The sequence below is a fragment of the Dermacoccus sp. Tok2021 genome (assembly GCF_019895135.1).
In the GTDB taxonomy this organism is placed as follows: domain Bacteria; phylum Actinomycetota; class Actinomycetes; order Actinomycetales; family Dermatophilaceae; genus Dermacoccus; species Dermacoccus abyssi.
Genome location: NZ_JAGTHU010000015.1, coordinates 40,878 through 53,905, shown reverse-complemented (window position 1 = coordinate 53,905; position 13,028 = coordinate 40,878). Strand labels below are relative to the sequence as shown.

Annotated in this window: 8 protein-coding genes; 4 read left to right on the top strand and 4 right to left on the bottom strand. The window is 68.4% G+C overall.

Annotated elements, in window-relative coordinates; all coding sequences use genetic code 11:
• Positions 1 to 172: 172 nt before the first annotated feature.
• Positions 173 to 3,556, top strand: coding sequence for an FtsK/SpoIIIE domain-containing protein (locus K9D12_RS09910; protein ID WP_223060130.1), 3,384 nt, complete (start codon positions 173 to 175; stop codon positions 3,554 to 3,556).
• A complete protein-coding gene (locus K9D12_RS09905) occupies positions 3,553 to 4,356 on the top strand; it encodes a hypothetical protein (protein ID WP_223060129.1) in 804 nt (267 codons plus the stop codon). The genes K9D12_RS09910 and K9D12_RS09905 overlap by 4 nt, the downstream gene beginning before the upstream one ends.
• A 23-nt stretch (positions 4,357 to 4,379) precedes the next feature.
• Here K9D12_RS09905 and K9D12_RS09900 read toward each other — a convergent pair whose 3' ends face one another.
• On the bottom strand, positions 4,380 to 4,835 hold the full coding sequence (locus tag K9D12_RS09900) for a hypothetical protein (RefSeq protein WP_129664467.1): 456 nt from the start codon (positions 4,833 to 4,835) through the stop codon (positions 4,380 to 4,382).
• Positions 4,836 to 5,083: 248 nt separating this feature from the next.
• Here K9D12_RS09900 and K9D12_RS09895 point away from each other — a divergent pair, with 248 nt between their 5' ends.
• On the top strand, positions 5,084 to 5,332 hold the full coding sequence (locus tag K9D12_RS09895; protein ID WP_006943843.1) for a WhiB family transcriptional regulator: 249 nt from the start codon (positions 5,084 to 5,086) through the stop codon (positions 5,330 to 5,332).
• 6 nt (positions 5,333 to 5,338) lie between these two features.
• Here K9D12_RS09895 and K9D12_RS09890 read toward each other — a convergent pair whose 3' ends face one another.
• Together K9D12_RS09890 and K9D12_RS09885 are read right to left on the bottom strand one after the other, a co-directional pair.
• Positions 5,339 to 6,865 carry a sensor histidine kinase gene (locus K9D12_RS09890; protein WP_223060128.1) on the bottom strand — a complete coding sequence of 509 codons (1,527 nt, stop codon included), beginning with the start codon at positions 6,863 to 6,865 and terminating at the stop codon, positions 5,339 to 5,341.
• Between the two features lie 2 nt (positions 6,866 to 6,867).
• Positions 6,868 to 11,796: an NAD-glutamate dehydrogenase gene (locus K9D12_RS09885; RefSeq protein WP_223060127.1), complete on the bottom strand. Its 4,929-nt coding sequence runs from the start codon at positions 11,794 to 11,796 to the stop codon at positions 6,868 to 6,870.
• A gap of 184 nt (positions 11,797 to 11,980) precedes the next feature.
• On the opposite strand from K9D12_RS09885, the gene K9D12_RS09880 reads away from it, so the two are divergent.
• Positions 11,981 to 12,568 carry a hypothetical protein gene (locus tag K9D12_RS09880; protein ID WP_129664471.1) on the top strand — a complete coding sequence of 196 codons (588 nt, stop codon included), beginning with the start codon at positions 11,981 to 11,983 and terminating at the stop codon, positions 12,566 to 12,568.
• 35 nt (positions 12,569 to 12,603) lie between these two features.
• On the opposite strand, the gene K9D12_RS09875 is transcribed toward K9D12_RS09880, so the two are convergent.
• Entirely contained in the window at positions 12,604 to 13,005 is a 402-nt protein-coding gene (locus K9D12_RS09875; protein WP_047311916.1) for a hypothetical protein, read from the bottom strand.
• Between the last annotated feature and the right edge of the window lie 23 nt (positions 13,006 to 13,028).

Here is a 13,028-nt window from a genome sequence, read left to right as displayed (position 1 = left end):
GACTCGCTCGTCGAGTCGATTCGTTCCTGGCGGCCATCAAAGGCTCCGGCGGAACCGAGCGGGGGTTTAGCCGAAATTCTTACCAAATTCTTACCATTCGCTTTCTCGGAGTTATCCACAGGAAGAAATTGGCTCTGTTGCCGGCTCGCGGGTTCGGCACACGCTGGTCACCATGAAGGTGAAACTGCGTCTGGCGCTCGCGAACCCCGACCAAGCCCACACCCGCGTCTTCGACATCGAGGCCCCCGCGGGCACACAGTTCACGACGCTGCGCGAACACCTCGGCCCGGCTCTCGTCGGCAAGAGACTTCGAGTGGACGACATCGACATCGACGACGGATTCCGCCTCGGCGAGCCTCCGCTCGTCGACGGCGCGTCCCTCGAGCCGCAGCGCACGACCATCACGAACTCGGTTCCCACTCCGCTTCGACTGGTGGTGTCCGCCGGGCCGGGTCAGGGACGCTCGTGCCCGCTTCCTCCGGGTGAGCACATCTTGGGCCGCGCCCACCCGCTTCTCACCGACGACCCGCTCGTGTCCCGAACACACGCTCGCGTCATCGTGCGGCGCGGCTCGGTCGAGGTGTGCGACGAAGGCAGCTCCAACGGAACCTCACTCGATGCCCGGGCATTGGATCCGGGTGAGCCCTGCGTGTGGCGGATCGGTCAACATCTACGCCTCGGGGGAACGCGCATCCGGCTCGACACCACGCTCGAGCCCGTAGCGGTGGAAGCCCGAGGGGACGGCACACTGCGCATCCCCGCTCCGGTGGCGAACCGCCTCGAACTGGCGCCCACCCGGCTGGAGTGGCCCTCACGTCCCACGGCCCCGCCCCGCAGCCCGCTCCGGTGGGTGGCAGCACTCGCTTCTGTGCCGGTGGCCCTCGTCATGGCCGTCGTTCTGCACTCCACCCTCATGCTGGCGTTCATGCTCATCGGGCCCCTGACCATCGGCCTCACGTATCTCGACGACCGCCGGCGAGGTCGGCTCGGAGGGCGAGCGGCCGCTCGTGAGTACGCGCGATCCAAGGCGGATACCGGGCGACGAATCGACGACCTCCTGAACCGCGAGCGCCTCGAGCGCACCGCACGGCTCCCGCCACCGGACGTTCTCACCGACGTCGCGGCGGGGCGTCGGCCGGGCATCGCGTCGGGTGAACGCAGCTGGCCCCTGGTTCTGCGTCTCGGACACGGAACGTCTCCGTCGATCCATTCCGTGACTCATGACGGCGTCACACGTCACCTCACCCTTGACGACGCGCCCGTTGCGGTGGCCCTCACTTCTGGCGACCTGCTCCATCTCGACTGTGACGCCGCCTCGGTGGGTGCCTGCATGGAACACGTCGTCGCCCGGCTTCTCGTCGAAGGCGTACCCGGCGCCTGCGGCCTCCACGTCGTCACGGACATGGCTGAGGGTGCGCGGTGGACGTGGTGCCGCGACACAGCTCGCCTCGAGGTGGGAGCAGCCCTACCCGAGGACACGGAACAGGACCTGGCAGAGCGGGCCGCCCGACCCGGTCACACCGGCGACGAGCTTCCGGTTTTCGTCCTCGACGCGCGCAGCGAGGGCGCACGCGAGGCGTTGAGACGCTGGCTCCCCGTGGCCTCGGGGGTTCTCGTCTGGGTCGGACCGTCGGCGCCCGGAATGCAACGCGAGAGGCGCGGCTCAAGCGGGCCGACCGATCTCGTCGTCACGGTCCGCCACGGCCACAACGCCTCCTTGCTGCCGACCGGTCACCGATTCACCTTCGACGAGCCGATCAGTTCGTGGTTCGTCACGACGACCAGGCTCGCGCGGCGGTGGGCGACCACCTCACGCCGAGGCACGAGTTCGTCCATTCCGACGACGGTGCCCGCCGACAGTCTCCTGCCTGCAGACGTCGCCCGGGCATGGGCGGCCGGACCGTCCACCGCCGTCCCGGTCGGGTTCGGGGCAACCGGCCCCGTCCACCTCGACCTCGTCCGTTCGGGGCCACACGCCCTCGTGGCCGGCACCACGGGTGCAGGCAAGTCCGAGTTCCTCCTCGCCTACCTGCGTGGCCTGTTCACACTCAACGGGCCTGGCGACGTCACCGCACTGCTCATCGACTACAAGGGCGGAGCCACCTTCGGCCCGCTCGTCGACGCTCCCCAGGTCGTCGGTCTCGTGACGGACCTCGACAACTCCCTCGCGGAACGGGCTCTGTCCGCGCTCCAGGCGGAGATCAAACGACGCGAGCACACGTTGGCTGCCGCCGGGTACAACTCCTACACGGCATATCGAGCCACCCCACCGAAGAGTGCCACGGCGCTGCCGCGTCTCTTCGTCATCGTCGACGAGTTCCGCGTCCTCGCAGAGGAACTGCCCGAATTCGTTGCAGGCCTTGTGCGGCTGGCGGCTGTCGGTCGGTCGCTGGGCATGCACCTCGTCCTCGCCACCCAGCGCCCCGGTGGCGCCGTCACCGCAGACATGCGCGCCAACCTGGACGTACGGGTCGCACTGCGTGTCCGCGAACGCTCCGACAGCATCGACGTCATCGACTCCCCCGCCGCCGCAGCGATTTCGCCTCGGCATCCCGGGCGAGCGTTCCTCGCCCACGGCGGGTCGACCCCTGTCGAGCTGCAGACGGCCTTCACCGGCGCGCCACGCATGCTCCACACCGACGAACCCCCACTCCACGTTCACGAGGTCGATCTCCGCGCACCGGGCCCCCTTGCTGCCGAGCCCGAGTGCCCCGGATGCCGGCCGGCGGGCCATTCCACGACGAACGACCTGGAAACGTTCGTCGCCGAAGCCAAGGCTGCCGCCACGCACCTACCTGCTCCGCGCCGCCCGGTGCTCCCGCCCCTGTGCGAAAACACCAGGCCTGTTGCCCACCTCGCCATGGGTGAAGTGCGCTGGCCCGACCTCCTGCTCGCGCGCCCCCAAGCAGGCGAGCGCCCGCGAAACAGCGTGCCGATCGCCGTCGTCGACCTCCCGCACGATCAATCGCAACCGGTCCTCTCAGGAGCCGGCACCGAACACATCGGCATCGCTGGGGCTCCTCGCAGCGGGCGCACACACGCTGCCATGACGATTGCGAGCGCCAGACGGTCGACGGGCGAACGCACCTGGTGGGTCGGCGACGTCCCGAGCTTCCCCGTCGACGACCACTTCGCCGCTGACGATCCGGACGACGTCGTGCGCCTGCTCACCGCCCTCAACGAGCCGAGCCCGGTCGCAGAGCGCGTCGCGATCGTCGTCGACGGCTGGGAAGCCCTCAACGACAGCCTCATGCGCATCAACCACGGGCTCGCGGCGGACGAGATGTTGCGGCACGTGCAGCGCGCGCACCAGTTCCGCAGGGTGTTCGTCATCACGGGAGCGCGATTGGTTCTCGCGTCCAAGCTCGCGGCGCTCCTCGAGGTGAAGATCGTCCTGCGTCAGAACGACCAAACGGAGTACTCCCTCGCGGGTCTCCGTCCGGCACAGGTGCCCGCAGCCATGCCGCCCGGACGCGGACTCGTTCTGCCGCACGCGCACGTCCTGCACTTCGTGTCCCCGGGCGAGCCGGGTGAATGTGACACCCTGTCACCATGACGAGTACGCGCAAGATCACCGCCGCCGTCGCGCTCACGGGCGCCCTCATCGCCGCGCCGGCCATCGCCGCCGAGACGAGCACGCCCGGCACGTCGACGCCGAGCAGTACCTCGAGCACGTCCTCCGGCTCGACCTCGAGCAGCTCGTCGTCGTCGAGCAGTACCTCGTCCTCCCCGAAGTCCCCCAAGGGGAGCGCCATCACGTTGCGCCTCGACGGCAAGGGCAAGATCGACAAGTCCGCGCTCCCCAAGGAGTCGACCCTTCTGGCTACCGAGGAACTGCGCTCGATCGTGCCGGGTCTTCGGTCGGCCGACTTCTCGGACGGCACGCTCACTCTCACCGTCAAGGGAGAGGAGAGCGACAACCGCAGCCGCATCGTCATCGAGTTCGATCGCTTCGGCACAAAGGCCGACGTCACGAAGGGTTGGGACGCGGACAAGAAGGCTCACCAGGCTCGTGCCGCCAAGAACCCCGGTATCTACACCTTCGCCGGCCCTGGCAAGAACGGTGTGGCCGACTCCTTCAGCGACGGCACGACCACACACGTCCTGCTCACCAACGGCGATGCCGCGGGCCAGATCTCGTTCTCCGGCATCGGGTTCTCCTCACTCGGAGACGACCACGCGAGCGCCCGCAAGGCTTACCGCGACACGGTTGTGCCCAAGCTCGTCCAACTGCTCGGCAACAAGGTGAAGGCCGGCGGGCCGGCCAAGACGCCGACCAAGTCGTCGAGCGCGAGCCCCTCCTCGAACAGTTCGTCGAGCAGTTCGTCGTCAACGTCGAGCAGGGCCTCTGCCTGACACGCTGCATGGTCGACCGGGCGTCAGAGAACGGCGTCCGCCTGGTCGTCCTCGTCCGGGTCGAAGCGCGGCAGCGTGAGCGCCGCGACGAACGAGACGACCGCAACAACGAGCGTCGCGACGCCGAACAGCTTGGCTCCCCCGCTGATGAGGCTGAACGAGACCGGCACGAGCATGCCGTTCCACAGCAACGTCGGGGTCTTTGCCAGGCTCTTGTGACGAAGCAGGTTGATCGCGAGCAACGCCACGCCCGCCGCCAGGACGACCAGAACAGCGGCCTCCGTGAGGGCGCGGGTCGTGGTACTGGCCTCCCCGTTGATCACGCCGTACGCCGACATCGCCGCCATGACGAGCATCGCGAGCGCGGCAAGGCCGGTGCCGGCGGCACTGACGAGCCAGGCTGCATCACTCGATCGCGCAGGTGTGCGGGATGGCGTCTCGTCGGGCAGTTCTGAGGCATTACGGGGTTTTCGCGTCACGCCGTAAACTGTACGTGGCACCCTCCGTGAGCCGACATGTGATCAGAAACTCACACAATCGAACAAAAAAGTTCGTCGAAACCCCTTGTGCGTACGCCGGGCCAGGTGTGAACCTATAGGGGAACGCCCACCCGCGCCCCGAACGATCATCGTTTCGATGCATCGCACAGCGCATCGGACCGTCGGCACCCCGACATCGTTCGCACCGACCCCGCCGGTTTCAGCGGAGACTCAAGGAGCAATGCCACATGGATTGGCGCAATCGCGCTGCGTGCCTGGACGAGGACCCGGAGCTTTTCTTCCCGATCGGCAACACCGGCCCGGCCCTGCAGCAGATCGAAGACGCCAAGGCCGTCTGCCGTCGTTGTGAAGTCATCGACACGTGCCTGAAGTGGGCACTGGAGTCCGGTCAGGACGCCGGTGTCTGGGGCGGCCTTTCGGAGGACGAGCGACGCGCTCTCAAGCGTCGCAACGCTCGCGCGCGCCGCGCCAGCTGATCGTTCTCATCGCGTCTCAGCGGGCGGCCCATCATCACGATGGCCGCCCGTTTTCGCGTCCCCTCCCCCCGATGACGCATCGAGCGGACGCAGCCGTGCACTGAACCGTGCCCTCGTGCCGCCTCCCGGTTCGGCAGCCCATTCGATCGTTCCGTGCAGGTCCTGGACGAAGGTGCGCACGATCTGAGTACCGAGACCCGACGCTCCCCCGGCCACGCCTTCCCCGGCGACGAGGCCGGACCCGTCGTCCACCACGCTGACCTCGAGGCCGTCGCCGTCACGACGCGCCTCCACCGTCACCCGTCCGCCGCGCTCCGCGAGGCCGTGCTCCACCGCGTTCTGTACGAGCTCGCCGAGCACCATGGCCAACGAGGTAGCGTCCTCGCTCGAGAGCACCCCGAAGGAACCGACGAGCCGCGCCTCGACGGGAGCGTCCGGCAGCCGTGCCACGTCGACACCGGTCGTGAGTCCTCGCTCGGCCACCTCGTCGAAGTCGACCGCTCCGCCGAATCCCGCGCTCAACGTCTCGTGGACCGCCGCAATGACCGCGACGCGACGGCCGGCATCCGCGAGCGCCCGCTGTGCCTCGATGTCCGGCAGGCGCCGCGCCTGCAGCCGCAGGACGGCCGCCACCGTCTGAAGGTTGTTCTTCACCCGATGGTGAATCTCACGGATCGTCGCGTCCTTCGTGATGAGCTCGCGATCGCGGCGGCGCAGCTCGGTGATGTCGCGCAGCAGCAGCGCCGCCCCGAAACGGCGCCCCTCGGCGATGAGTGGCACGGCGCGCACCATGAGCGCGGCCGACCCCTTGCGGAACTCGGCGTGCCACGGCGCACGACCGGCAAGCACGACGCCGCCCTCCACAGGGGCTTCCGCCGACGTCACGCCGCGCTCCTCGAACGCCGTACCGAGCCGAAGGCCGAGGGCGTTCGTCTCGATGCCGAGGCGCCGCAGCGCCGAGACGGCGTTCGGGCTCGCGTACGTGATGTGACCGCCCTCGTCGAGCGCGATGACACCGTCACCGACTCGGGGTGCACCGCCACGGCCACTGGAGGCGCCCCCTCCGTCGGGGAAGGTTCCGTCGGCGACCATCGTCAGCAGCGCGTCCGACAGCCCCAGGTAGCGGCTCTCCAAGCGCCCGCGGCGTCCGACGTTGCCACGGATCATGTGTCGACTGAGGACGGCCACCGTGGTGATCGTCCGTCGCACCGGGATGGTCTCGACCGTGACAGGCTCCCCGTCGTCGTCCTCATCGGCCGACGTCCGTTGCCCGGAGACAGAACTGCGGGTCAGCCGCGCGGCGAGTTCCTGAGAGGGCGCCACGCCGACGAGGTCCTCGGCGAAGATGCTGACACCTGTCGTGGGCCGCACGTGAGCGGCGGCACGCCACCCCTCGTCCGTGCTGACCCACAACACGAGGTCGGAGAACGACAGATCCGCGAGCAGCTGCCAGTCGCCGACGAGCTGGTGCAGCCACTCGTGGTCGGCCTCGTCACTCCACGAGGCCGACCCGAGAATGTCGGTCGTCGTCACGCTCACGCGGTCGGCTCGGCCTGCCCTGCGTCGCCGGAGGTGCCACGCGTCAGCGTGCGCAGCGTGCGCAGCGCGACCGACATCGGTGCGAGACGCGATTCGGCCCGCTCGACGCCGGCGATCGCCGCACGGCCGCGCTCGACCGCGAGCGCGTGCCGCTCGGCCCAGGCGTTCCAGCGCTCCTCGGTGGACCCGGCCTCCGGCGCCTCGAGCATGACGTCGCGTGTGAGGTCGGTGAGCACCGCGTAGGCGTCGTCACGCACCGCACCGCGGGCCAGTGCGTCCCACCGGTCGTCACGCGGCAGCTCGGCGATGGCGTCGAGCATGCGTCCCAGACCGATCTGCGCCGCACCGTGGAAGTACGTGCTCGCCACGGCTTCGACGTCGGCGTCGATCTCGTGCGCCAGATCCGTGATGTCGAGCAGGACGAACAGATCGAGCAGGGCGGCGGCCCGTCGGGCCAACTGCTCGGGAACGCCCTGTTCCACGAGACCCGCCGCCGTGTCCTCGTACTGCTCCCGGCCCACGCCGATGACGAGCTCCGGAACCTTCGGCGCGAGAAGGCTGACGGACGGCTCGTAACGCTCGATGAGCGCCGACACCGACGTGTGCTCCACCTCGTGATGGACGAACCAGCGGGTGGCTCGGTCGAGCAGACGACGCAGACGCAGAAGCAGAGAGGACTGGACGTCGGTGCTCACAACGTTGTCGAGTGCCTCGACCTCGTCGATGAACCTCTGCGCGTCGAAGACCTCACGGGCCACGACGAACGCCTTCACGATCTCCTCCGGGCGGGCCCCCGTCTCCTCGCTCGCGCGGTGGACGAACGTGATGCCGCCGCGGTTGACGAGGCCGTTGACGACCGAGTTCGTGATGATCTCGCGACGCAGTGCGTGCGCCTCGATCGCCTCGGGGTACCCGGTGCGCAAAGCGTCCGGGAAGTAGGCGGCCAGTTCACGCACGAACCACTCGTCGTCGACGACGTCGCTCGCGAGGACCTGATCCTTCAGGCGCAGCTTCGCGTAGGCGAGCAGCACGCTGAACTCCGGCGAGGTCAGGCCCTCACCGGCCTCGATCCGCTCGTCGATCTCGACGTCGTTCGGCAGGAACTCGAGCTCGCGGTCGAGGAAGCCGTCCGCTTCGAGGGCGTCGATGAGACGACGGTGCACGTGCAGCATCGCCGGCGCCTGGACGCGCGCATTGCCGAGCAGCGTGTTCTGGTCAGTGTTGTGACGCAGCACCTTGTGGGCAACCTCGTCGGTCATCGACGCGAGAAGCTCGTTGCGTTCGTCCATCGTCAACCCGCCGTCGCGTACGACATCGGCGAGGAGGATCTTGATGTTGACCTCGTGGTCGCTCGAGTCGACGCCCGCCGAGTTGTCGATGGCGTCGGTGTTGACACTGACGCCGTTCTGCGCTGCCTCGATACGCCCCAGCTGGCTGACGCCGAGGTTGCCGCCCTCACCGATGACGCGGACGCGCAGGTCACGCCCGTCGACACGGATGGCGTCGTTGGCGCGGTCGCCGATCTGCTCGCTGGTCTCGCTCGAAGCCTTGATGTACGTGCCGATGCCACCGTTCCAGAAGAGGTCGGCCGGAGCGAGCAGCACGGCGTGCATGAGCTCGTTCGGCGTCATCGTCTCCACGTCGCCCTCGATACCCAGGGCCTCGCGGATCTGCGGGGTGAGGCGCACCTGCTTGGCCGAGCGCGAGAACACTCCGCCGCCCTCGGAGATGAGGTCACGTGAGTAGTCCGACCACGACGAACGCGGCAGCTCGAACAGGCGCTTGCGCTCCGCGTAGGAGGTGGCCGCGTCCGGATTCGGGTCGATGAAGATGTCGCGGTGGTCGAACGCCGCGACGAGGCGGATGTGCTCCGACAGGAGCATTCCGTTGCCGAACACGTCGCCGCTCATGTCGCCGACGCCGACCACCGTGAAGTCCTCGCTCTGGGTGTCGTGCCCGAGCTCGCGGAAGTGACGCTTGACCGACTCCCACGCACCGCGGGCGGTGATGCCCATGGCCTTGTGGTCGTACCCGTTCGAGCCTCCGGACGCGAACGCGTCGTCCAGCCAGAAGCCTGCGCGACGAGCCACGGCGTTGGCCTTGTCGGAGAAGGCCGCGGTGCCCTTGTCGGCCGCGACGACGAGGTAGGGGTCGTCGCTGTCGTAACGCACCACGTCCTTCGGGGGGATGACCTCGTCACCGTCACGGTTGTCGGTAACCGACAGCATGCCGCTGATGAAGGCCTCGTACGCCTCGACGCCCGCGGCGAGCCACGCTTCGCGGTCGCTCGGGTCCGGGAGCTGCTTCGCGACGAAACCGCCCTTCGATCCGGTCGGCACGATGACGGCGTTCTTGACCATCTGCGCCTTGACGAGGCCGAGCACCTCGGTGCGGAAGTCCTCGAACCGGTCGCTCCACCGCAGGCCGCCGCGCGCCACCTGACCGAAGCGCAGGTGGACACCCTCGACCTTCGGGCCGTAGACCCACAGTTCGAACATCGGAGCCGGTGCGGGGATGCCGGGCACGTCGGCGCACCGGATCTTGAAGACGAGTTCGGCGACCTCGCCGGAAAGGACCCGCGGGGTGTACGCGTTGGTACGCACGATCGCCATGATGACACCCTCGAGAGTGCGCAGGATGCGGTCGTGGTCGAGACTCGCCACGTCGGCCAGTCCGTCGGAGAAGCGCTGACGCACCGCCTTCGTCTGGGCCTCACGCTCGGCGTCGTCGAGGGTCGGGTCGAAGCGCGCCTCGAACAGACGCACGAGCAGCGACGTGAGGTCGGTGTTGGCCAGCAGCGCCGCGACGACGTACTCGTAGCTCAACGAGAAGCCGATCTGGCGCATGTAGCGAGCGAGGGCCCGCAGGTGACTGATCTGGCGCCACGTGAGCCCGGCAGCGAGAACGAGCTGGTTGAGGGCGTCGTTCGCGGCCTGCCCACGCCACGCCGCGAGAACGGTGTCCTGCACGTTCGTGCGGCGGCGCGAACTCTCCTGCGGGGTGTTGCCCCACATGGCCGTGCGGTCCGCGATCAGACCGAAGTCGTACACGTACGAGGTGCGACCGTCCGAGCGTCGAACCGTGTATGGGCGCTCGTCGGAAACCTGCACACCGAGGTGGGTGAAGATCGGGAAGACCTCGGTGAGCATGAGGGGTTCGTTGCGGAAGATCTTGAGCCGACGTTCGCGGGTGTCGAGGTTCTTGGTGCCGTAGAGCGTGAGCGCGGAGTCGTCGTCACCCAGCCTCTCCAGGCGTTGCATGTCCGCCACCGCCTGGCGTGGCGAGAACGCCTCGGAGTAGGCCGTCGAGAAGCCCGTGCCGTACTGCGTGACGAGAGCGCGGGCCGTCGAACCGTCGAGCTCACCCTCCGTCTGCGCGGCATGCGTGACACGCTCGGTCCACGTCCTGGTCGTCTCCAGGACGTGAGCGCGAATCTGCTCGGGCGTGACGTCGGGAATGGCGGCGCCGCGCGGCATGCGAACCGTGTAGAAGATACGGGCGAGCGCCTCGGAGCTCACCCGAGCCGTGTAGTCGACGTTCTGCGCGCCGTAGGTTTCGCGAAGGAACTCGGCAATGGCTTCGCGCACCCGGGTGTTGTACCGGTCACGCGGCAGGTACACCATGACGGCGACGAAGCGCCCGTAGTCGTCATTGCGTGTGAAGACGCCGACGTGGCGGCGCTCCTGGAGGCGCACGACCTCGGTGGCGATGTCGTAGAGGCGCGCGGACGACGTCTGGAACAGTTCGTCGCGCGGGTAGTTCTCGAGGACGTTGAGCAAGTCACGTCCGGAGTGGGAGTCGGGCGAGTGCCCGGCTCGACGCACGACCTTCGCAACCCGCTCGGCAACGACCGGAACGGTCGACGTCGGTGCCGCGTAGGTGCGGGCCGTGTGCAGACCGAGGAAGCGGCGTTCCCCGGTGACGTTGCCTTCCGCGTCGAAGGTCTTCACGCCGACGTAATCGAGGTAGGCATCACGGTGAACACGTGAGCGCGAGTTGGCCTTGGTCAGCATGAGCAGCTGCGGGGAGCGTGCCATGGCGCGGCTCTCCGGCGTCATGCGCTCGAACCCGGTGGCCGAACCCGATGCGCTGCGCAGGATGCCGAGGGCGGTGCCCTCCACGGGCCGCAGGACGTCCTCCTCGTCCATGGTGGCCAACTCGTACTCCCGGTAGCCGAGGAAGGTGAAGTTGTCGTCGGCCAGCCAGTGCAGGAAGCGGCGCACGTCAGCCGTGGCGAACTCGGGAACACTCACGGGCGGGTCGTTCTCGAGGTCGTCGGCCGTCTGGAGGGCCATGTCACGCATGCTCTGCCAGTCCTCGGAAGCCAGGCGCACGTCGCGAAGGACCTTGTGCACGGTCTCCACCATGTCTTGGCTGCCGTCGAACTCGCCCGCCGGCGAGAGGTGGAGATAGACCCACGACTCCGCGACCTCGTGCGCGCCCGCGGGAAGTTCCTCGCTGTGACCGGGCAGACGGACCGCACCCTGACGCTTGCGATTTCGCGTTGCCGTGATGAGGCGACCAGCATCGTCACGCACGGCACGCATCTGCGGGTGGACGAGATCCCCGATGCCCGCACCTCGAGCCGTGAACGCTGCCACGAGTGAGTCCACGACGAAAGCGGTGTCGTCCGTGACAACGCGAACCACGACACCCGAGGTCAGGCTGGAGACACCCGCGTGCTCCACCGCGTCCGCGACGAGCGAGCGCGGCAGTTCCTCCTCGACGACGACGACCGGCTCCCCCTGGCGTCGCTCGGCCGCGGCCCTCCACTGCCCTCGCACGATCCACGCGAGGTGATCGAGGGATTTGCCCTCCAGCTCCGCGGCCGGAATGTCGCCCAACACCCCCTGAGCGACTTCGAGCGTGACACCGACACGTTCGGCGACTTCGGACAGGACGGGCGTGGAAGCCTCGACAGACATGACCTCTCCTGGCAGGACGAAGAAGCGGCACGACGCTGTGCCACCTAGGCGACTCTAACGCGCGCGGACACCCGAGTCCGAGTCGAGGGCGAGCGGTGTTGCCGGGCCCTCGTCCCACCGGGGTTATCCCCAGGCACGGAGGGTGCGCCGACGCCGAGATTCGCCCTGCTCATACGCTGGGGGTATGCCTGCTGCCAGCCTCGCGAGTCGTGACGTCGCCACCCACCTGACGCGTTGTGCGCTGCGCCTGCTCGACATCCCGTTCGACCCTGCGACGGCACTGAACGGTGAGGCGTTCGACCGCGTCGTCGAGTCCCTGAGCGAACAACTGAGTGACGCCGCGGGCGCCGAACTCGCCGGGCAGCCCGCACCGTCGTTCACCGCTCCTCGCACGGGGCCTTTCCCGCCCCTCGTGACGCGACGGGCCCAAGCCGGGCTGAGGCGTCAGATCGAATCCGGCCGCCTGCCGGGGAACGCGGTTTCGGTGCGTCGGGCCGGTGAAGCGATCGACGACATCCATGACGAACTGCGGGCTCTGCTCATCGGTGAAACCGGGCCCCAACATTGCGGCGCGCTCGTCACGTCGGTGGCCGACGCCCTCGACCGTCTCAGCCGCGTTCTCGCCGCGTACCGTCACGGTTACCTTCGTCTCAGCCCGCTCGTGGCCGGCCAGGAGGGGTCGTTCGACGCCCTGGGCGACTCGGCAACACGTCTCGAGCGCTTCCTCACCCGATGTCTCGACCGTGTCGGTGACGACCGGATGCTGCGTTGACCCGACCACGAGGGTGGGCGCGTCGCCCCGAGCGGTCAGCTGCTCAGGAGTGCACGCACGCTGTCACGCTCCCCTGCGTCGTACCAGCTCAGTTCGAGCTCGGCGTCCTCCTGCACGCGCTCGCCCGGGTCCGCGACGAGGAAGCACGCGACATCCCGCAGACCGACGTCGCCCAGGAGCGAGATCGCACCCACGTGGCCCTCCGCGTCCTCCACGCGCTCGGGCCGCACGTCGAACGCGAGAACCGCCACGGGGTCACTGGTGGCTGCGGCTGCGGCGAGCTGGCAGGCGAGGTGCTCGTGCAGTTCCTCGTCACCGTCCGGTGCGAGTGCTCGCACTCCGGGCGTCACGCTCACGACATGGGTGGCCGGAACCGATCCCTCACGGGACAAGATGTCAAGTGCGTCGGCGTCGACAGGCATGTAGGCACGGATCATGGGCTGGCGCTCCTCGCTGGTTT